Annotated in this window: 17 protein-coding genes and 1 pseudogene; 14 read left to right on the top strand and 4 right to left on the bottom strand. The window is 61.2% G+C overall.

Annotation, left to right across the window (positions count from 1 at the left end):
• The first annotated feature begins 51 nt into the window (after window positions 1-51).
• The 3 genes from AC1DE4_RS11730 (at window position 52) to AC1DE4_RS11720 (ending at window position 2,800) form a co-directional block, all read left to right on the top strand.
• Window positions 52-1,005, top strand: a complete 954-nt coding sequence (locus AC1DE4_RS11730) for an ABC transporter substrate-binding protein (RefSeq protein ID WP_477881404.1) — start codon at window positions 52-54, stop codon at window positions 1,003-1,005.
• Between the two features lie 122 nt (window positions 1,006-1,127).
• Complete coding sequence (locus AC1DE4_RS11725) at window positions 1,128-2,009, top strand: ABC transporter permease (protein WP_016556625.1); 882 nt, start codon at window positions 1,128-1,130, stop codon at window positions 2,007-2,009.
• The gene (locus AC1DE4_RS11720; protein ID WP_025658157.1) at window positions 2,006-2,800 is read left to right on the top strand and encodes an ABC transporter ATP-binding protein; all 795 of its coding nucleotides are present in this window, start codon (window positions 2,006-2,008) and stop codon (window positions 2,798-2,800) included. The genes AC1DE4_RS11725 and AC1DE4_RS11720 overlap by 4 nt, the downstream gene beginning before the upstream one ends.
• Before the next feature lie 42 nt (window positions 2,801-2,842).
• Here the strand turns inward: AC1DE4_RS11720 and AC1DE4_RS11715 are convergent, their stop codons facing one another.
• Together AC1DE4_RS11715 and AC1DE4_RS11710 are read right to left on the bottom strand one after the other, a co-directional pair.
• Entirely contained in the window at window positions 2,843-3,484 is a 642-nt protein-coding gene (locus AC1DE4_RS11715) for a LysE family translocator (RefSeq protein WP_025658158.1), read from the bottom strand.
• 81 nt (window positions 3,485-3,565) lie between these two features.
• Window positions 3,566-4,420: an SDR family NAD(P)-dependent oxidoreductase gene (locus AC1DE4_RS11710; RefSeq protein WP_025658159.1), complete on the bottom strand. Its 855-nt coding sequence runs from the start codon at window positions 4,418-4,420 to the stop codon at window positions 3,566-3,568.
• Between the two features lie 186 nt (window positions 4,421-4,606).
• Between AC1DE4_RS11710 and AC1DE4_RS11705 the strand changes: the two genes are divergently transcribed.
• Window positions 4,607-5,830: an argininosuccinate synthase gene (locus AC1DE4_RS11705; protein ID WP_025658160.1), complete on the top strand. Its 1,224-nt coding sequence runs from the start codon at window positions 4,607-4,609 to the stop codon at window positions 5,828-5,830.
• A 261-nt stretch (window positions 5,831-6,091) separates the two neighbouring features.
• Here AC1DE4_RS11705 and AC1DE4_RS11700 read toward each other — a convergent pair whose 3' ends face one another.
• On the bottom strand, window positions 6,092-7,276 hold the full coding sequence (locus tag AC1DE4_RS11700) for a multidrug effflux MFS transporter (protein WP_025658161.1): 1,185 nt from the start codon (window positions 7,274-7,276) through the stop codon (window positions 6,092-6,094).
• 202 nt (window positions 7,277-7,478) lie between these two features.
• Between AC1DE4_RS11700 and AC1DE4_RS11695 the strand changes: the two genes are divergently transcribed.
• The 10 genes from AC1DE4_RS11695 to AC1DE4_RS11650 all read left to right on the top strand — a co-directional run bounded on the left by AC1DE4_RS11695 (window position 7,479) and on the right by AC1DE4_RS11650 (window position 19,256).
• Complete coding sequence (locus AC1DE4_RS11695) at window positions 7,479-8,120, top strand: LysE family translocator (protein ID WP_025658162.1); 642 nt, start codon at window positions 7,479-7,481, stop codon at window positions 8,118-8,120.
• A gap of 158 nt (window positions 8,121-8,278) precedes the next feature.
• Complete coding sequence (locus AC1DE4_RS11690; RefSeq protein WP_477881399.1) at window positions 8,279-10,366, top strand: M3 family metallopeptidase; 2,088 nt, start codon at window positions 8,279-8,281, stop codon at window positions 10,364-10,366.
• Between the two features lie 138 nt (window positions 10,367-10,504).
• Window positions 10,505-11,620 carry an ABC transporter ATP-binding protein gene (locus AC1DE4_RS11685; protein ID WP_113162708.1) on the top strand — a complete coding sequence of 372 codons (1,116 nt, stop codon included), beginning with the start codon at window positions 10,505-10,507 and terminating at the stop codon, window positions 11,618-11,620.
• Window positions 11,613-12,572, top strand: coding sequence for an ABC transporter substrate-binding protein (locus AC1DE4_RS11680; RefSeq protein WP_477881396.1), 960 nt, complete (start codon window positions 11,613-11,615; stop codon window positions 12,570-12,572). Before AC1DE4_RS11685 ends, AC1DE4_RS11680 begins: the two co-directional genes overlap by 8 nt.
• A 10-nt stretch (window positions 12,573-12,582) precedes the next feature.
• The gene (locus AC1DE4_RS11675; protein ID WP_062374139.1) at window positions 12,583-14,262 is read left to right on the top strand and encodes an ABC transporter permease; all 1,680 of its coding nucleotides are present in this window, start codon (window positions 12,583-12,585) and stop codon (window positions 14,260-14,262) included.
• Between the two features lie 138 nt (window positions 14,263-14,400).
• Window positions 14,401-15,978 (top strand): alkaline phosphatase D family protein, encoded by a 1,578-nt coding sequence (locus tag AC1DE4_RS11670; protein ID WP_477881393.1) that lies wholly within the window; start codon window positions 14,401-14,403, stop codon window positions 15,976-15,978.
• Window positions 15,979-16,103: 125 nt separating this feature from the next.
• Entirely contained in the window at window positions 16,104-17,921 is a 1,818-nt protein-coding gene (typA, locus tag AC1DE4_RS11665) for a translational GTPase TypA (protein WP_018855781.1), read from the top strand.
• A gap of 201 nt (window positions 17,922-18,122) precedes the next feature.
• Window positions 18,123-18,629: a GNAT family N-acetyltransferase gene (locus AC1DE4_RS11660; protein WP_018855780.1), complete on the top strand. Its 507-nt coding sequence runs from the start codon at window positions 18,123-18,125 to the stop codon at window positions 18,627-18,629.
• A gap of 70 nt (window positions 18,630-18,699) precedes the next feature.
• The gene (locus AC1DE4_RS11655) at window positions 18,700-18,843 is read left to right on the top strand and encodes a hypothetical protein (RefSeq protein ID WP_477881391.1); all 144 of its coding nucleotides are present in this window, start codon (window positions 18,700-18,702) and stop codon (window positions 18,841-18,843) included.
• Window positions 18,840-19,256 (top strand): hypothetical protein, encoded by a 417-nt coding sequence (locus tag AC1DE4_RS11650; protein ID WP_477881389.1) that lies wholly within the window; start codon window positions 18,840-18,842, stop codon window positions 19,254-19,256. Before AC1DE4_RS11655 ends, AC1DE4_RS11650 begins: the two co-directional genes overlap by 4 nt.
• 328 nt (window positions 19,257-19,584) lie before the next feature.
• Here the strand turns inward: AC1DE4_RS11650 and AC1DE4_RS11645 are convergent.
• A pseudogene (locus AC1DE4_RS11645) lies at window positions 19,585-19,804 on the bottom strand (LysR family transcriptional regulator); the annotation flags it as partial.

The raw sequence follows: 19,804 nt of genomic DNA, 5'->3' as shown, positions 1-19,804 counted from the left end.
ATGGCCTGCTTTTCCTAGAAGCGGGCCAAAATCATGTCTGGAGGATACCCAATGCGTTCAATTCTGCTTGCTGTCGCGGCCACGCTGGCCCTGACCCTTCCTGCCAAGGCCGAAGACGTGACCGTCGCGGTCACGGCGATCGTCGAGCATCCGGCTCTCGATGCCGCACGCAAGGGTGTCCTCGATGTGCTGACGGCCGCCGGCTACAAGGAAGGCAAGAACCTGAAGTTCATGTTCGAGTCGGCCCAGGGCAACCCGGCGACGGCTGCGCAGATCGCCCGCCAGTTCGCCGGCGAGGGCCCGAACGTTATCGTTCCGATCTCCACGCCATCAGCGCAAGCTGTCGTTTCCGCAACGCGCGACATTCCGGTTGTCTTCACGGCCGTTTCCGATCCGCTCGGCGCGCAGCTCGTGAAGGATATGGACAAGCCGGGTGGCAACGTCACCGGCCTTTCCGACATGTCCCCGGTTGCCGAGCATCTTGCGCTCATCAAGGAAATCCTGCCGAACGTCAAAACGATCGGCTACCTCTACAACTCCGGTGAGGCCAACTCCGTATCGTTGCTTGCCGTCCTGAAGGCGGAGGCTGACAAGGCTGGCCTGAAGGTTGTCGAATCCGCCGCCACCAAGTCCGCTGAAGTGCAGGGGGCTGCTCGCGCGCTCGTCGGACGTGCCGATGCGATCTACGTTCCGACCGACAACACCATCATCTCGGCACTCGAAGGCGCCGTTGCCGTTGCCGAGGAAGCCAAGCTGCCGCTCTTCACGGCGGATACCGACTCCGTTTCGCGCGGCTCGGTCGCGGCGCTCGGCTTCAACTACTACGATGTCGGCAAGCAGACGGGCGAAATCGTCGTTCGCATCCTCAAGGGTGAAAACCCGGGCGACATTCCGGTGAAGGTTGCTGCCGGCAGCGACCTGGTCGTCAACAAGGGTGCAGCCGCCAAGATGGGCGTCACGCTTCCGGAAAGCGTCTTGAAGCGCGCGACGAAGACGATCGACTGATCGCAGCATATTTGGGAAAAACCAGCCATCCAGCCGCTCCCGTTTAACGCGGGGGCGGCTGATGGTATTAAAAACTTGGGTCCGGTAACAGGCGGACGGAGTCAGAAGAAAGGGCATGAGCCTTGAGTCAGATCGCATTCTGGGGAGCCGTGGAGCTGGGGCTGGTTTATGCCTTCGTGGCGCTCGGCGTTTACCTCGCATTTCGTGTGCTGGATTTTCCGGATCTGACGGTTGACGGCTCCTTTCCTCTCGGTGCTGCCGTAACGGCGGTGTTGATCATCGCTGGCGTCAATGCCTGGCTTGCTGCGCTTATCGCCATGGTCGCGGGTGCTGCGGCAGGTCTCGTTACCGCGATGCTCAATGTGCGGTTCAAGATCCTCAACCTGCTTGCGTCGATCCTGACGATGATCGCGCTGTTCTCGGTCAACCTACGCGTCATGGGCAAGCCCAACGTCGCGCTGATCAATGCGGATACGATGATCAGCCCGTTCTTCGGCCATGGCCTGCGGGATTTCTATGTTCGACCGCTCTTCGTCGGCGTTCTTGTGGTGGTTGCCGTGATCGTCGTTTGGCGCTTCCTTGAAAGCGACTCGGGTCTGGCGATGCGCGCGACGGGTGCGAATGCTCGCATGGCGCGCGCGCAGGGCGTCGACACAAGCCGCCAGATCTATCTCGGCATGGCGATCTCGAATGCGCTGGTTGCCTTCGGTGGCGCGCTCTTCGCGCAAACCAACGGTTTTGCGGACGTTACTTCGGGCGTTGGAACGATCGTCGTCGGTCTTGCGGCTGTCATCATCGGCGAAACGCTGCTCGGTCGTCGTGGCCTGCTGATCGCGCTGGTCGGTTGCGTGCTCGGCTCCATCCTCTACCGTATCGCCATCCAGCTGGCACTCTCGACCGATGTCATCGGGCTGCAGGCGTCGGACCTTAATTTCGTGACGGCCGTTCTGGTTACAATAGCGCTTATTCTTCCCCGTCTTCGCCGCGGAGGTGCCGCATCGTGATCACGCTCAAGGACATCAAGGTCGTCTTCGGCAAGGGCACGCCGCTGCAGAAACAGGCGCTGAACGGCGTCAGCCTGACCATCGAGGAAGGTTCGTTCGTCACCGTTATCGGTTCGAACGGCGCCGGCAAATCGACGCTGCTTGGCGTTCTTGCCGGTGATGTTCTCGCGAGCGAAGGCCAGGTTCTCATTGGCCATAACGATGTCACGCGCAAATCGACGGCCGCTCGCGCGGGCCTCGTTGCCCGTGTCTTCCAGGATCCGTTGACGGGAAGCTGCGGCTCGCTGTCGATCGAGGAAAATCTTGCGCTTGCGGCGCGTCGTGGTGAAAGGCGCGGGCTCGTATCAGCGCTCGGTCCGAAGCGGCGCGAACATTTCCGCGATCGGATTGCCGAGCTCAATCTCGGTCTCGAGAATCGGATGCGGGACCGCATGGACCTGCTATCGGGTGGTCAGCGTCAGGCGGTGTCGCTTGTGATGGCGACGCTTGCCGGCTCCGAAGTGCTGCTGCTCGACGAGCATACGGCAGCGCTCGACCCTGGCATGGCAGAGTTCGTCATGGGCCTCACGCAGAAGATCGTCTCGGAGCGCAAGCTGACGACGCTGATGGTCACGCACTCCATGCGGCAGGCGCTCGATTATGGTCACCGGACGATCATGCTGCATGGTGGCGAGATCGTTCTCGACGTCAGCGGCGACAGCCGCAAGACGCTGCAGGTCGAAGACCTGATCGCGATGTTCCGCAAGATGCGCGGCCAGACCCTGGACGATGACGCGCTGCTGATCGGCTGAAGATAGACAGCTTCCGGGAAGCCAGAGCTTCCCGGCGATCGCTTACCGCGCCTGCGTCAGCAGGATTTTTGCCGCGAAGACGGAGAAGACACCGGCGAAGGTAAAGTCCATGCCGCGCAATACTTTCTTGTTGGTCTGCAGCCAGCCGGCGAGCCAGTCGGCCGCGAAGACCACGGCCGCGTTGACAGGCATGCCGATCAGGATGAAGCAGAAGCCGAGAAACAGCAGCTTCTGCGTCACCGTCGGATCGCCGGCGCTGACGAACTGCGGCAGGAACGTCATGAAGAAGATAATGACCTTCGGGTTCAGGAGGTTGACCCAGAAGCCCGAGGAAACGTTGGCGAGCGGCGTGCCCTTTGCCGTTTCGACCTTGTTGACCGAAAACTTCGAGCCGAAGCGGATCGCCTGGACGGCGAGCCACAGGAGATAGGCAGCGCCTCCGGTCTTCAGGATCAGGAAGGCTGTCGGCGACGCGGTGATCAGTGCCGAAACGCCAAAGGCGACCAGCATGGTGTGAACGACGATACCGAGGCTCGTACCGAGAACGACGAACAGCGCAGCCTTCTTGCCCTGCGCCAGTGCGCGGCTGATGGACAGCGTCATGTCGGGGCCGGGCGTCGCAGCGAGCAGCAGGGTCGCGGCTGCAAAGGCGAGAAGGGTCGGAAAGCTGGGCAGGAAGCTCATGGTACACTCTGAAAGCCGGATGAAAGCTTAGCCGTCATATCCGGCTTTCAGAAAATGTCTAATCAAACCTTCTAATACGACCTATTCCTTGCGTTCGAGATAGGCCTTGAACTTGTCGGCATAATCCTTGTGCCAGCGCGACAGCGGTGGGCGGTTCTCGATGATGTCGCCCATCGCCCAGGCCATGCGGCGTTCGTCCACGGGACGGGCGACGTCGTTGTCGGGGCAGAGGATGTAGAAGTCGCCGCGTTCCAGGCTTTTGATCATGAAATCGACAGTCTGTTCCGGCGTCCATGCGGCAGCCGGCTTTTCGGCGCGATCGCCCTTGGTGAGGCCGGTATAGACGAAGCCGGGGATCAATAGATGAGCGGAGATCTTCGAGCCCTCGGTATTGCGCAATTCATGCTCGAGCGCTTCGGTGAATACCTTCACGCCGGCTTTCGAGACGTTATACGCCGGGTTGCCAGGTGGCGTGGTGATGCCCTGCTTGGAGCCGGTATTGATGATCAGGCCCGGTTCGCCATGCGAGAGCATGTGCTGGCCGAAGGTCCGCGTGCCGTTGATGACGCCGAGCAGGTTGACGCCGAGAATCCCGTCCCAATTAGCCTGGGCGCTGAAGATTGACGTCTCGGGGCCGACGCCGGCGTTGTTCATGAGAATGTGCACTCGGCCGAAGCGCTGGATCACAGTCCGTTCGAGCGCTTCGAGGGACTCCTTCTGTGCGACGTCGGTTCCGACGGCGAGCACATGCTCCTCTCCCGAGATCGTCTTCAGTTCCTCTGCGGCGGCTGCCAGCCGATCGCCGCCGAGATCGGCAATGGCGACGCTCATGCCCGATCGGGCAAAGTGTTTCGCGGCGGCAAGTCCGATGCCCGAGGCGCCACCGGTGATGACAGCGACGTTTGATTTCTTGATGATGTCTTGGATTCTCGTCACGGCCAGCTCTCCTCCGCATTGTCAGGACGCTGGCAGATATGGGCTGCGCTTTCGGCCTGTCAAACATTATCTGGGTCGCCGATAGCCGCCGTTGCCCTTGCGTCGTCCGCCAATCTCGCTAAAAGTGCCCAGCCATACCGGGCGTGGCGAGTTTGCCGCTGCCCTCTTGCAACGGACCTCATCATCATGGCATCGCACAAAGACGTAAAGAAAGTCGTCCTCGCCTATTCCGGCGGCCTCGACACCTCGATCATCCTGAAGTGGCTGCAGACGGAACTCGGCGCAGAAGTCGTGACCTTCACCGCCGACCTCGGCCAGGGCGAAGAGCTGGAGCCAGCCCGCAAGAAGGCCGAGTTGCTCGGCATCAAGGAAATCTACATCGAGGACGTGCGCGAAGAGTTCGTCAAGGACTTCGTGTTCCCGATGTTCCGCGCCAACGCCGTCTACGAGGGCGTCTACCTGCTCGGCACCTCGATCGCCCGTCCGCTGATCTCCAAGCACCTGATCGACATCGCCCGCAAGACCGGCGCCGATGCGATCGCGCATGGCGCCACCGGCAAGGGCAACGACCAGGTTCGTTTCGAACTTTCCGCATATGCCCTGAACCCCGATATCAAGATCATTGCGCCGTGGCGCGACTGGTCGTTCAAGAGCCGGACCGACCTGCTGGCCTTTGCCGAAGCGCACCAGATCCCGGTTGCCAAGGACAAGAAGGGCGAGGCGCCGTTCTCCGTCGACGCCAACCTGCTGCACTCCTCGTCCGAGGGCAAGGTTCTCGAAGATCCGGCACAGGAAGCGCCTGAGTACGTGCACATGCGCACGATTTCTCCGGAAGCGGCTCCCGACAAGGCGACCACCATCAAGGTCGGCTTCGAAAAGGGTGATGCCGTTTCGATCAACGGCGTACGCATGAGCCCGGCAACGCTGCTCGCAGCGCTCAACAATTACGGTCGCGACAACGGCATCGGTCGCCTCGACCTCGTGGAAAACCGCTTCGTCGGCATGAAGTCGCGCGGCGTTTACGAGACGCCCGGCGGCACGATCCTGCTTGCCGCGCATCGCGCCATCGAATCCATCACGCTCGACCGCGGCGCCGCGCATCTCAAGGACGAGATCATGCCGCGTTACGCCGAGCTGATCTACTACGGCTTCTGGTTCTCGCCGGAGCGCGAAATGCTGCAGGCGCTGATCGACAAGAGCCAGGAGCATGTCGAAGGCGAAGTGACGCTGAAGCTCTACAAGGGCAATGTCATGGTTACCGGCCGCGAGAGCCCGAAGTCGCTCTATTCCGACAAGCTGGTTACTTTCGAGGACGACCAGGGCGCCTACGACCAGAAGGATGCAGCCGGCTTCATCAAGCTCAACGCGCTGCGCCTGCGCACGCTCGCCAAGCGCAATCTCTCGAAGTAATCGCGAGCAGCTTGCAAGAGATCGAAGGCCCGCCTCGTGCGGGCCTTCCGCTTGTTGACAAAGCCTTATGCCCCACCCGTCGTCACCCCGGCCGACGAGCCGGGGTCCAGCACGCGCAAGTCTTTGCGCGCAACAGGCCTTTCGCACCGCAGACGCGGTGCCGCTGGATGCCGGCTCAAGGCCGGCATGACGGATAAAACGATCGTTCCGCAAAAAAGAACACGTCCTCATCAGTCTGAAGGCCCGTCGTGCGGACACTTTTCATTCGCACGACGTGGCGTGAGGGAGCTTTGCTGCGTGCCGCGACGCGCGCACGAACCAGACGTAGCTCATGATCGAAATCAGCGACATGATCGGGATCACCGTTCCGAAAGCGAGCAGCGGCATGCCGATCAGCGAACCGGCGACGCCGCCGGCAAAGCCACCACCCATCTGAATAAAGCCCATCATCGCGGATGCCGAGCCGGCGATATGCGGGAAGGGGTAGAGGCCCGAGGTCGTCATATGCGGCGTCAGGAACGCCAGTCCGAAGGCCAGGAACGCGATCGGCCCCATGATCGAGAGATAGGAGGGCGTGACGAAATGGACTGACAGAGCGATCATGATGCCGGCGAGCCCGAGCAGGCCAAGCCCGACGCGCACGGAGCCGTCGCCGCCCAAGCGTGGCGCCGCGTAGCGCAGGCAGACGGATCCGAGGAAGTAGGAACCCGACTGCATCAGCATTCCCAAGCCGAAGGCTGTCGGTGACAGGCCGACGACCTTGATCAAGATGAAGGGGAGCAGTGTCGCCTGCGCATAGAGTGCGCCGATCGAGCCGCCGAGGACGAGCGAGGCGGAGACGAAGCGACTTTCGCGCGCAAGCTCCAGGTAGGCGCGAAGCAGCGGAACCGGGAGCGCGCGGCGCGGATCCGGCACGCTCGTCTCGAACATGAAGACGATCACGCCAAAACAGATCAGCAGTCCGAAGCCGATCAGCAGGAAGAAGACCGACTGCCAGCCGAAGGCAGCGAGTGCCAATCCGCCGATCGTCGGCGCCGCCGCCGGTCCGATGGCGATCATGATGCCGATCAGGTTCATGATGCGGGAGGCTTCGGTCCCGGTGAACTGGTCGCGGACGATGGCGCGCGCCACCGTAATCCCGACAGACGCACCAATGCCCTGGATCAGCCGGCCGGCAAGCAGCCATTCGATGCCGGGCGCAAAGGCGGCAAGCAGGCTGCCGATCACATAGATACCGATGAACAGCAGCGTCGCCGCGCGTCGGCCGAAAGCATCCGAGAGCGGACCGGCAAGCAGCTGCGCAACCGAGAAGCCGGCGAAATAGACTGACAGCGTCAGCTTGATCGCCGAGTCGGATGTCTGGAACGCATGGACGAGCTCCGGCATTGCCGGCGTATAGATCGACATCGAGATCGGGCCGATGGTTGCGAGAAGCGCGCCGAGCATGCTCGTTCGCCGTTCGCTCATCCTGAATGGGGGCATAGGGGTACTCGGTTCTAGTGACTTGCGCGGTCAGCGCGAAGGCTGCGGCTTTTCTTCTGTCGGAAGCTGCGTGATCCGGCAATTCAAAAATCTCATGGGTTGCCATCATGGCTTGACGCCCTTCGATTGGCGCATAAGCTGCGGCTGTCCTTTCCGGAGTTTCTCGATGACGCAATCCTTGCTCGCGGGCGCCTTTCTGGCAGCCCTTCTCTACGTGCTCATTCCAGGGCCTGCCTTCCTGGCGCTGCTCGGCATCGGCGCGGGGCAGGGGCGCCGGGCAGGCGCCTTGTTCGTTAGCGGTCACCTGGTCGGCGACCTACTGTGGGCATCGCTGGCGTTGATCGCGATCATCGGGGCGAAGACGATTGGCACCTTTGTCTTCGACGCGCTCGGTCTTCTCTGCGGTTTCTACCTTGCCTGGATCGGCTGGAATGCCGTGCGGGCAAAGCCGAAGGGTGACGGGCGGGCCTTGATGGTGGTGGAGCGGCCGTTCCGTCGCGGCCTGATCTTCGGGGTGACCAATCCCAAGGGATATCCTGTGGCACTGGCGACGTTTACTGCCCTTGTTGCTGGCTCGGCGAGCGCATTGCAGTTTCATACGTTGCCGCTCCTGCTCGCCGTTTCGTTCCTGGGCTTCATCGTTGCCGACATGATCCTGGTCACGATTATCGGTGCCGGCACGGTGCGGCGTTTCTATCGCTCGCACGAGCGGCTGATCGTCCGTTGCTCCGGCGTGCTGTTCATGGGTTTTGCCGTGCAGGCACTCTGGCATGCGACGCCGGGCCTACTCGGTTGGCGGAAGGCCTGAGATCGCGCGTGGATTGCTTCAATCCCTAGCGATTGGTTGATTCTCTTGCCGTGAACTTTTCGCAGTCGGGCTCGGGACGTGCGTCCGATCGGCAATACCAATTGCGAACGTGCCTCCCTATATTGCCTGTTCAGTTGCCTGCCACAGAGGATCTCCGCATGCCTTCCACATCAGAATTCAACCCGGCGCTTGTCGAATGGAACGGTCTCCACGGCCTGCCGCGCTTCGATGCTCTCAATGACGGCGACTTCGCGCCGGCATTCGACGCAGCACTTGCCGCGCATGAGAAAGAGATCGACGCGATCGCTGATAACCCCGAGGCGCCGACATTCGAGAATACCGTCGTTGCTCTCGAGATCGCCGGCGATGCGCTGTCGCGGGTGTCGGCTCTGTTCTGGAACCGGGCGGGTGCTCACACCAACGATACGATCCAGACGCTCGAACGGGACATCTCGCCGAAGATGTCACGTCACTATTCCAAGATCGGCATGAATGCGGCGCTGTTTGCGCGTATCGATACCTTGTGGGAAGCCCGCGAAAGCCTCGGCCTGACGCTGGAGCAGACGCGCGTGCTGGAGCGGCACTGGAAGGGCTTCGTCAAATCGGGCGCGAAGCTGCCGAAGCCCGAGCAGGAGAAGCTCGCGGGCATGAATGAAAAGCTTGCCGGCCTTGGCACCCAGTTCGGCCAGAACGTGCTGGCCGACGAGAAGAGCTGGGCGCTGATCCTTTCCGACGGCGCGGACCTCGACGGTATTCCGGACTTTCTGAAGGATGCGATGGCGGCGGCTGCGCGCGAGCGCGGCGAAGACGGCAAGTTTGCCGTGACGCTGTCGCGCTCGATCATCGAACCCTTCCTGACCTTTTCGGAGCGACGGGACCTGCGAGAGCAGGCCTTCAAGGCATGGGTTGCACGCGGCGAGAACGATGGCGCGACTGATAATCGCGGCATTATCAGGGATACGCTTGCGCTCCGCGACGAGGTGGCGAAGCTCCTCGGTTACGGCAACTTCGCCGAACTGAAGCTCGACAATACGATGGCGAAGACGCCTGACGCCGTGAACCATCTGCTTCGGGAGGTTTGGGCAAAGGCCGTCAAGCGTGCCGGCGAGGAAGAAGCCGACATCGCCAAGCTGATCGCTGATGAAGGCAAGAACCACGACGTCATGCCTTGGGACTGGCGGCACTATGCCGAGAAGATCCGGGCGCAGCGGTTCAATTTCTCAGAGGCTGAGCTGAAGCCCTACCTGCAGCTGGAGAAGATCATCGACGCCTGCTTCGATGTCGCTGGCCGGTTGTTCGGCATTCGCGCCGTCGAGAAGAAGGGTGTCCCTGCCTACCATCCCGATGCGCGCGTGTTCGAGATCCGCGATCGCGAAGACAGGCTGGTCGCACTCTTCCTCGGCGACTACTTCGCCCGCAGTTCCAAGCGTTCGGGTGCCTGGATGAGCTCGTTCCAATCGCAGCACAAGCTGCCGCTGAAGAATGGCCGTAGCGGCGAACTGCCAATCATCTACAATGTCTGCAATTTCGCCAAGCCCGCCGAAGGCAAGCCGGCGCTGCTGTCGCTCGACGATGCGCGCACGCTGTTCCACGAGTTCGGCCATGCGCTGCATGGAATGCTGTCAAACGTCACCTACCCCTCGGTTTCGGGCACGGGCGTTTCGCGCGACTTCGTCGAGCTGCCGTCGCAGCTCTACGAGCATTGGCTGACGGTGCCGGGGATCCTGAAGCAATATGCCGTGCATTTCGAAACCGGTGAGCCTATGCCGCAGGCTCTACTCGACAAGGTTCTGGCAGCACGCACCTTCAATTCCGGCTTCAATACGGTCGAATTCACCTCGTCCGCGCTTGTCGATATGGCGTTCCATACCCGCGACAAGGTCGAGGATCCGATGGCTGTGCAGAAAGAGGTTCTGTCTGAACTCGGCATGCCGAAGTCGATCGTCATGCGGCATGCCTCACCGCACTTCCAGCACATCTTCTCCGGCGGTTATTCAGCCGGCTACTATTCGTACATGTGGTCCGAAGTTCTCGATGCGGATGCCTTTGCTGCCTTCGAGGAAACGGGCGACGCTTTCAATCGCGAGATGGCGGCCAAGCTCAAGGACAACATCTATTCCGTCGGCGGCGCGATCGACCCTGAAGATGCCTACAAGGCCTTCCGCGGCAAGCTGCCGAGCCCGGATGCCATGCTGGTCAAGAAGGGCCTCGCGACCTTTGAAGAACTGTCCGGAAGCGATGCTTGAGACGCGATGTATTGGATATCGTCAATGCGGAAATTCTAAAGTATTGGCGATAACGAACATCTGATTTCGTCGTCACATGACTGTCACTGAACCTCAATAAGCAACCGGCATCAGTTTTCAACCGATGCCGGTTTTTTCATGACCCCTCAACCTTCAGAGACCAATGCGACCGTTTCGACGGCCGGCGTGGAATTGCACTATGGGGCGACGCCCGTTCTGAAGGGCATTGATATCTCGCTTTCCGAGGGCAAGACGCTGGCGCTGCTTGGGCCGTCCGGCTGCGGAAAGACCACTCTTCTGCGGCTCGTCGCCGGATTGCTCGCGCCGACGAAGGGCTCTATCGCGATTGCCGGATGCACCGTTGCCGATGCCGCAACTGGCGCCTTCTCGCCGCCGGAAAAACGCAATCTCGGCATGGTCTTTCAGGACTATGCGCTCTGGCCGCACATGACTGTTGGCGGCAACGTCTCCTTTCCGCTCGAAATGCGCGGTATTGCCAGATCCGAGCGGGAATCCCGAACTATGCGGGCGCTAGAACGCGTCAGCCTCGGCGCCTATGCTGACCGCAGGCCGAGCGATCTCTCGGGTGGCCAGCAGCAGCGTGTTGCGATCGCGCGAGCGATCGTTGCCGAACCGCAGCTCATTCTCTTCGACGAGCCTCTGTCCAATCTCGATCGCGAACTGCGCGAGAACATGGTGGGCGAACTGGCCGAGCTGATCACGACGCTCGGCCTGACGGCAATCTATGTCACACACGATCATAGCGAAGCGCTGACGCTGGCCGACGACGTCGCCGTCATGCGTGGCGGCGTGATCGAGCAGCTGGCATCGCCCGACGAGCTGATCGAGAAGCCGGCAACGCCCGAGGTTGCCGACTTCCTTCGCCTCGGCGGCGTCGCAGAGCTCGAATATCGCGATGAGCATTGGTTCTTCAAAGGCAGCGGCCTTGCGCTGCTGCGCAGCGTTGATGGGGTCGATTGCGCCGTTCGTGTCCTCATTCCCACAGGATCGATCACAGCGGGAGAGATCTTGCCCGGCACGCTTGCCGCAACGGTGCTGCGCTCGCAGTTCCGCGGCGATGGCCATCTGGCGACTGTCTCTCTGGTCGGCGCCGAGACAATAGAATTGCAGGTTTTGAGCCGCGCTAAGCTGCGACCCGGCGAGGGCATCGGTCTGTCGATCGATCCCAGCCAGATTCGCTGGTTCGGCAATCAGGTTTATTCGTCCAAAGAGGAGAATTTGGAGCATGCTTAAGTCGTTGAAGAGCATCACTTTCGGCGTTCTCGCCGCAACATTGATGGCCGGCGTCGCCCATGCCGACATCACGGTCTACACGGCTGGTCCGCAGGGGTTGATCGACAAGCTGTCGGCCGGTTTCACCAAGCAGACCGGTGTCAAGGTCAACGTTTTCCAGGCAACGACCGGCAAGGTCATGGCCCGTATCGAAGCCGAAGCCTCGAATCCGGTCGTTGACGTTCTCATTTCGGCTTCCTGGGATACGGCAACCGACTTCGCCAAGCGCGGCTGGCTCGTGTCCTACACCAGCCCGAACTCGGCCAAGGTTCCTGATTTCCTGAAAACCGACACGGCCGTTGCCCAGGGCATCTCGGCGCTCGGTATTGCCTGGAACACCAAGAGCGGCACGCCGAAGCCCGCCGAGTGGGAGGACCTGACGAAGCCCGAATACAAGGACCTCGTCAATATTCCGGATCCGGCGCAATCCGGCTCGTCCTTCGAGCTGACGGCGGCTCTGGCGGGCCAGGACGACTTCAAGCTCTTCAAGGATCTGAAGGATAATTGCGCGATCATCGCCGGCGCCAATGCCGAAGCGCTGAACCCGGTTCTGCAGGGCGCGAAGGCTGCCGTCTTCGGTGCCGTCGATTACATAACGCTCAACGCCAAGGAAAAGGGCGAGGCCATCGATGTGATCTTCCCGGAATCGGGCACCGTCATCGCGCCGCGTCCGGCCATGATCCTCAACTGGTCGAAGAACCAGGACGAGGCGAAGAAGTTCATCGACTACATGCTCTCCGACGAAGGCCAGGAGCTCGTTGCCGATCAGATGCTGATGCCGGCTCGTAGCGACATTCCGGCCAGCCGTCCGCTGATCAGCGATCTGAAGCTGCTGAAGTACGACACCGCTGATGTCTACGGCAAGCGGAAGGAAACGCTGAAGCAGGTCACCGACACCTTCGGCGGTAAGTAAGGGCAGGGCGATGAGGACGCACGATAGTAGCGGCGCTGCGCCGGCCGCCTGGCTGGCGATCGCGGGATTGACCGTTATCGTCGCCGTTCCCTTCATCGCCGTTGTGCTTCAGGGCATCTTCCCCAACATCGGACAGGGCTCGTTCGCGGGCCCTTTCTCTTCGCTTGTTGCGACGCTCTTCGATAGCGCGCTGATCGGCATGGCCGGCAACACCATTCTGCTCGGCAGCTGCGTGGTGCTGGCCTCGGCGCTGGTGGCGGTGCCGCTCGGCGTGTTTCGGGCACTCTACCGCATCCCGCTTGCACCGCTGTGGGATGTGCTGCTGCTCGTCCCCTTCATGATCCCGCCTTACATCGCGACGCTCGGCTGGATCATGACGCTGCAGCCGCGCGGCTATATTCAGCAGATCGCGGGCTTCAACCTCGCGCCCTTCCTGTTTTCGCTCTTCGGCATGACCATGGTTATGGCCTTCAACACTTTTCCGGTGGTCTATTTCGCCGTATCGCGCACGCTGGAGGCGGTCGGCGCGCGTTATGCGGATGTCGGTCGCGTGTTTGGCGCGTCGCCGGCGCGTGCCTTCTGGCGGATCACGCTGCCGCTGTCGGCACCCGGACTCGTTGCCAGCCTGATGCTGGTCTTTGCCGCGGCGATCGAGGAATACGGTACGCCCGCTGCCCTTGGTCGTCGCGCCGGCTTCCAGGTCCTGGTTACCGGCATCGACCTGCGGATCTCGGATTGGCCGATCGATCTGCCGGGCGCTGCGATCCTGTCGATCCTGCTCGTCATCATGTCTCTGCTGACATTCCTGCTGCAGCGATGGATCCTGGCCCGCCGGTCCTATCAGACCGTGGGCGGCAAACCGGCTGCCAAGGACAAGCGGCCGCTTGGGGCGATGAAGGTTCCCGTGATCATCGCCTTTGCCGTCGTCGCCTTCCTGGCGACGGGCGTGCCGCTGCTGTCGATCCTGTTCACGGCGCTGTCGCGGACGATTTCCGGTGGGTTGGCGCTCGACAACATCAGCGCCGAGAACTTCCTGTCCGTCTTCAACAACGGCGCCGGTGCCCTGGTGGCGCTCGCCAACAGCTTCTCGCTTGGCATCGGCACGGCCTTGATTACCGGGCTCATCGGCGTGCTGGCCGCCTATACGGTCGTCAAGACGAAAATCCGCGGGCGCGCGGCGATCGACACGATGACGATCCTGCCGAATGCTTTGCCGGGCATCGTCGTTGCCGTCGGGCTGATCCTTGCCTGGAACATGCCATGGCTGCCGGCGACCCCATACAACACGGCATTCATTCTACTGCTTGCCTATTGCTGTATCCTGCTGCCGCAACCGGTGCGCTACACGACGGCGGCCTTCCAGCAGATAGGGGACAGCCTGGAAGCGGCTGCCCGGGTCTTTGGTGCAAGCGGAGTGACCGCCTTTCACCGCATCCTCCTGCCGCTTGTCTTCCCGAGCCTTGCTTCGGCGATGCTGCTGGTCTTTGCGCTTGCCTCGCGCGAACTGGTGGCCTCGGTTGTCGTGGCACCTGTCGGTATGCAGACCATCGCCACCTTCATCTGGCGCCAGTTCGAGCAGGGGTCGATCGGCCTCGGCATGGCGATGGCCTTCATCGCAATTCTCATCACCACGCTTTTGCCGCTTCTGCTGCTCACGCTGCTTCGCCGCAGCGGATTGGTGGCGGAATAGCGCCTCACCAGCGGCGCTCTCGTAACAAAACTGTCGTTGAAGTTTCGAAAAACCGTCATGCCGCCTTCAAGCGGATGACATGACAGCCGCCATAGGTTCGGCGCGGGCCTCCCTCCCGTTAGCCGGATAGACCTTGGCATGACATTGACTGAAACGACCCGCCGACGCTTCCTCTCATCCATGGGCGCCGTTGGCGGATTTGCACTGGCGGGGCTGGCGATGCCCTACTACGCGCGCGGCTCGTCCAGTCGCCCGGTCTTTACCTCGGGAGTGCAATCCGGCGATGTCGATGCGAATTCGGGCGTGGTCTGGGCGCAGGTGAACCGGCCGGCACGGCTGCATGTCGAATATTCGACGAGCGACCGTTTCGCTAATGCGGTGCGTCTCGCGCCCATAGACGTGACGCCCGACACCAATCTCGCGGGAAAGCTGCTGCTCCAGAATCTCCCTGATGATCAAGAGATATTCTATCGCTTCCGCGCGGCCGATCTGCAGGACGTCAACGATCTGTCGGAACCCATCCATGGGCAGTTTCGCACGGCGCCATCAGGCAAGCGTAGCATCCGCTTCGCATGGTCCGGCGATACGGCCGGCCAGGGCTGGGGCATCGACGAGGAGGGGATGCGGACCTATTCGACGATTGCTTACCACCGGCCGGATTTCATGATCCACTCCGGCGACACCATCTACGCGGACAATCCTGTTACCGATGAGGTCAGGCTGCGAGACGGTAGTGTCTGGAAGAACCGTATCGTCTCCGAGGCAAAGCGAGAGATTGCGCAGACGCTCGACCAGTTTCGTGGCCAGTGGGCCTATAATCTGCTCGACGACCATGTGAAGGCGTTCAACGCGGTCTGTCCGGTGCTCTATCAATGGGACGATCATGAGGTGTTGAACAACTGGTCGCCCTCGACCGACCTCCGCCACGACGATCGTTACAAGGAAAAGTCCATCGCCACGCTTGCAGCCCGCGCAAGCCGTGCCTTTCACGAGATGACGCCAATACGCTACATGGCCGATGAGCCCGGCCGCATCTACCGCAAGGTGTCTTACGGTCCGCTGCTCGATGTCTTCTTCATCGACCTGCGCTCCTATCGTGGCCCGAATAGCCATGGGCTCGATGTCGAGCCGACGGCGGAGTCGCGGCTTTTGGGCGAGCGCCAGGTGGCGTGGCTGAAGCGGGAACTGGTGCGCTCGACCGCGACCTGGAAGGTGATCGCCTGCGATCTGCCGATCGGGCTGGTGATCTGGGACGATTACGGCCACCGGACGGGCAGCGAGTCGATCTCCAACGGCGACAATGGCGCCCCGCTTGGCCGCGAGCTGGAGTTCGCCGATCTGCTGCGCTTCATCCGCGATGCCGGCATAGCGAACATGATCTGGCTGACAGCCGACGTTCACTACACGGCTGCACACTATTACGATCCCGGTAAAGCCAAGTTCCGCGAGTTCCTGCCATTCTGGGAGTTCGTTGCGGGTCCGCTGCATTCCGGAACCTATGGGCCGCAGGAACTCGACATGACTTTCGGGCCGGAGGTGAAGTTCATGAAAGCCGCACCCGGCGGTGCGGAGCAGAACCTGCCGCCGTCAGCAGGCATGCAGTTCTTCGGGCTTGTCGACATCGACGGGCAGACCGAGCAACTGACCGTGAGGCTGATGGATCGGAACGATACCGAGCTGTGGCGGACGACGCTCGATCCGCAGATATCGAGTTGACGTCCATGCATGGCAGGCAATCCGGCCTCCCCCCTTTCGCAAACGCGAAAAACACTGTATGAGCCGCCCAAATGAAATTGGCGCCTTCTCCCAGCGCGGCGCCCCAGCTTCAGAGATATAGACATATGGCACTTCGCAACATCGCGATTATCGCGCACGTTGACCATGGCAAGACGACACTGGTTGACGAACTCCTGAAACAGTCCGGCTCGTTCCGCGAGAACCAGCGCGTTGCAGAACGCGTCATGGACTCGAACGACCTGGAAAAGGAACGCGGCATCACGATCCTTGCCAAGGCGACATCGGTCGAGTGGAAGGGCGTTCGCATCAACATCGTCGACACTCCCGGCCACGCCGACTTCGGTGGTGAAGTCGAGCGTATTCTCTCGATGGTGGATGGCGCGATCGTTCTGGTCGACTCCTCCGAAGGCCCGATGCCGCAGACGAAGTTCGTCGTCTCCAAGGCGCTGAAGGTCGGCCTTCGCCCGATCGTCGCGATCAACAAGATCGACCGTCCCGATGGCCGCCATGAAGAAGTCATCAACGAAGTATTCGACCTCTTCGCTAGCCTCGACGCGACCGACGAGCAGCTCGATTTCCCGATCCTCTACGGTTCGGGTCGCGATGGCTGGATGAACGTCAATCCTGAAGGCCCGAAGGACCAGGGTCTTGCACCGCTGCTCGACCTCGTGCTCAACCACGTTCCGGAGCCGACGGTTGCCGAAGGCCCGTTCACGATGATCGGCACGATCCTGGAAGCCAACCCCTTCCTCGGCCGCATCATCACCGGCCGTATCAATTCCGGCTCGATCAAGCCGAACCAGGCCGTCAAGGTTCTCGGCCAGGATGGCAAGCTGATCGAATCCGGTCGTATCTCGAAGATCCTCGCCTTCCGCGGCATCGAGCGCACCTCGATCGATGAAGCGCATGCAGGCGACATCGTCGCGATCGCCGGCCTCTCCAAGGGCACGGTTGCCGACACCTTCTGTGATCCTGCGATCACCGAGGCGCTGACCGCGCAGCCGATCGATCCGCCGACCGTCACCATGTCCTTCATCGTCAACGACAGCCCGCTCGCCGGCACCGAAGGTGACAAGGTCACCTCGCGCGTCATCCGCGACCGCCTGTTCAAGGAAGCCGAAGGCAACGTCGCGCTGAAGATCGAAGAAGCCGAAGGCAAGGATTCGTTCTACGTTTCCGGCCGCGGCGAATTGCAGCTCGCCGTTCTGATCGAAACCATGCGTCGTGAAGGCTTCGAGCTCGCCGTGTCGCGTCCGCGCGTCGTCATGCACCGCGACGAAAACGACCAGCTGATGGAGCCGATCGAAGAAGTCGTCATCGACGTCGATGAAGAGCATTCCGGCGTCGTCGTGCAGAAGATGTCCGAGCGCAAGGCCGAGATGACCGAGCTGCGTCCTTCGGGCGGCAATCGCGTTCGCCTGGTCTTCAACGCGCCGACCCGCGGCCTGATCGGCTACCAGTCGGAACTCTTGACGGACACGCGCGGCACTGCCGTGATGAACCGCCTGTTCAAGGACTACCAGCCCTACAAGGGTGAAATCGGCGGCCGCACGAACGGCGTTCTCCTGGCCAACGCTCCGGGCGAAGCCGTTGCATACGCCATGTTCAACCTGGAAGATCGCGGCCCGATGATGATCGAGCCCGGCGAAAAGGTCTACATGGGCATGATCATCGGTATCCACTCGCGCGATAACGACCTCGAGGTCAACGTCCTCAAGGGCAAGCAGCTGACCAACATCCGCGCCGCCGGCAAGGACGAAGCCGTCAAGCTGACGCCGCCGATCCGAATGACGCTCGACCGCGCTCTCTCCTGGATCCAGGACGACGAGCTGATGGAAGTGACGCCGAAGTCGATCCGCCTGCGCAAGATGTATCTCGACGCCAACGACCGCAAGCGCTTCGCCAAGGCGAAGTCCGCCTAAGCGACTGAAGTCTTTCAGCCTTCAACCCCGGCCATTGCGCCGGGGTTTTTTATTTGTGCAGTCTGCCGAATCTCGCTTGTCGCAATAGTTAAAAAAGCGTTAAATTTCAGCTGTCGTCCACATGTTTAGCCTGTGGGCAAACAACCTGAATGCGCCGGGCGCATATGGTTAATTGCCGACAATGGGACCAGAGTACGCATTATGAAGACGTTGTCGATCGATGTTCGGCGGGCCGAACCGCACGATTCCCGAGCCATATCGGAAGTGCATCGGCTTGCGTGGCAGCACACCTATGCGGGGATCATTCCGCATCGTGCGTTGCGGCAAATGATCGAGCGTCGCGGCGAGAACTGGTGGCGCAAGGCCACCCGCGGGCCGGCAACGCTTCTCGTTCTCGACGTGGCCGGCACTGTCGCAGGCTACGCAACGCTCGGCCTCAATCGCGCCCGCGCCCTGCCCCAAGAGGGCGAGATCTACGAACTCTATCTTCGGCCGGAGTACCAGGGCATTGGCCTTGGCCACATGCTGTTCGGCGAAGCACGGCGGCTCCTTAAGTCGCTTGGCTGCAACGGATTGGTCGTCTGGTGCCTCGAGGAGAATGAGACCGGCGCGCAGTTCTATCGCAGCCATGGCGGCGTCGACTATTGCGAGGGCATGGAAACGTTCGACCAGAAGCGGCTAAAGAAAATTGGCTTCATTTGGGGTTGAGGCTCTTCCTTGCCCTATCGCTCTTTCCAGCGAAATTGACAGTTGCTGTCGTCACGAAAACTTGCAAATCTTGAACATAAACGACTACGAGCGGCTCATGAAGGGCGCCGATGCCCGAGCGATCGGGTCGATCGACACCATGTCCGACGCCTTGTTCGTCGACATGGAGCGCGCGGTCGAACAATATGCTGATGACGACGAGGTCGGGCGATGAGTGTTTACGACGACATCCAGACCGCAGCCGTCATTCGCTATCCTTATCTCCGGCATCGAGAAGCAGGAAAAGGTGAGACGGAGGGACGAAGGAGCGCCCCCGTCGCGGTCGGCGTGCGGATAGCGCGTGCCGATGATGACCTGGTGTTATTTTTCCCGATCACCACGAAACAGCCCGAGCGGGATCGGTTCGCCTTCGAGATCCCGGCAATCGAAAAACGTCGCGCCGGCCTCGATGCAGATCGCCATCTCTGGATCATCATGGACGAATTCAACAGCGACGTCATCGGTCACTCGTTCTATCTCGAACCGGAGCCGCCAATTGGCCGGTTCAGCAAGGACTTCTTCCTGCCGATACTGCGCGAATTCGTCGCCCGCCGTAAATCGCTCTCCGAAGTCAGGCGCCATCGCTAAGACGGCAATTCTCCATTTGAGCCCCCTGAAACGGCATCAATCCTTCCGACAGGCAATGTGTTGATTGCGGCAGATGCGGCCATGCACAGTTGGCGGACGCGAAGCGCGCCCATTCTTCGTTACCGATATGGACGACGAACGTCGAATTCCACAGAGCACCGCAAAAATATCGGCCTTAGCAAAAACCGAAGACGTTGCGTTCGTTGTTTATGGCCACGACGCTGCCCGGTAGGCATCCCTGTGTCGATCTCCAGCCGCAGCGGCTCGGCCGACGCTAACCCAGTGTGCCCTGCACCGACCGTCCCTGGCATCCGGCTAGGCTATGCTGTCAGCCGCGCCTTGCCAGCGACCGTGCGATGTCGACAATATCATCGCGGCCAGCGGTTGGGTCTTCCTTGCTCCAGGCGATCCCAAGCCCGATCCGGAAGTCGATCCCGCTTACCTTCTTCAGTTCAAAGCCGCGATTGGGAAGATCAAGCGTCCATTCCGGCGCAAAGCCGATGCCAAGCCCGGCAGAGACCAGCGACACCAGCGCATAGGTGTCATCG

The sequence above is a fragment of the Rhizobium sp. 10N414 genome (assembly GCF_056394785.1).
The sequence above is the reverse complement of the archived record's forward strand: the minus strand, read 5'-3'. Positions and strand labels throughout refer to the sequence as shown.

Bases quoted from the DNA above. Each gene is read 5' to 3' on its own strand.
- AC1DE4_RS11690 (WP_477881399.1), top strand. From the start codon at position 8,279: ATGCCTTCCACATCAGAATTCAACCCGGCGCTTGTCGAATGGAACGGT.
- AC1DE4_RS11700 (WP_025658161.1), bottom strand. From the start codon at position 7,276: ATGCTCGGCGCGCTTCTCGCAACCATCGGCCCGATCTCGATGTCGATC.
- AC1DE4_RS11650 (WP_477881389.1), top strand. From the start codon at position 18,840: ATGAGTGTTTACGACGACATCCAGACCGCAGCCGTCATTCGCTATCCT.
- AC1DE4_RS11685 (WP_113162708.1), top strand. From the start codon at position 10,505: ATGACCCCTCAACCTTCAGAGACCAATGCGACCGTTTCGACGGCCGGC.
- AC1DE4_RS11675 (WP_062374139.1), top strand. From the start codon at position 12,583: ATGAGGACGCACGATAGTAGCGGCGCTGCGCCGGCCGCCTGGCTGGCG.
- AC1DE4_RS11715 (WP_025658158.1), bottom strand. From the start codon at position 3,484: ATGAGCTTCCTGCCCAGCTTTCCGACCCTTCTCGCCTTTGCAGCCGCG.
- AC1DE4_RS11695 (WP_025658162.1), top strand. From the start codon at position 7,479: ATGACGCAATCCTTGCTCGCGGGCGCCTTTCTGGCAGCCCTTCTCTAC.
- AC1DE4_RS11670 (WP_477881393.1), top strand. From the start codon at position 14,401: ATGACATTGACTGAAACGACCCGCCGACGCTTCCTCTCATCCATGGGC.
- AC1DE4_RS11730 (WP_477881404.1), top strand. From the start codon at position 52: ATGCGTTCAATTCTGCTTGCTGTCGCGGCCACGCTGGCCCTGACCCTT.
- typA (WP_018855781.1), top strand. From the start codon at position 16,104: ATGGCACTTCGCAACATCGCGATTATCGCGCACGTTGACCATGGCAAG.
- AC1DE4_RS11680 (WP_477881396.1), top strand. From the start codon at position 11,613: ATGCTTAAGTCGTTGAAGAGCATCACTTTCGGCGTTCTCGCCGCAACA.
- AC1DE4_RS11705 (WP_025658160.1), top strand. From the start codon at position 4,607: ATGGCATCGCACAAAGACGTAAAGAAAGTCGTCCTCGCCTATTCCGGC.
- AC1DE4_RS11660 (WP_018855780.1), top strand. From the start codon at position 18,123: ATGAAGACGTTGTCGATCGATGTTCGGCGGGCCGAACCGCACGATTCC.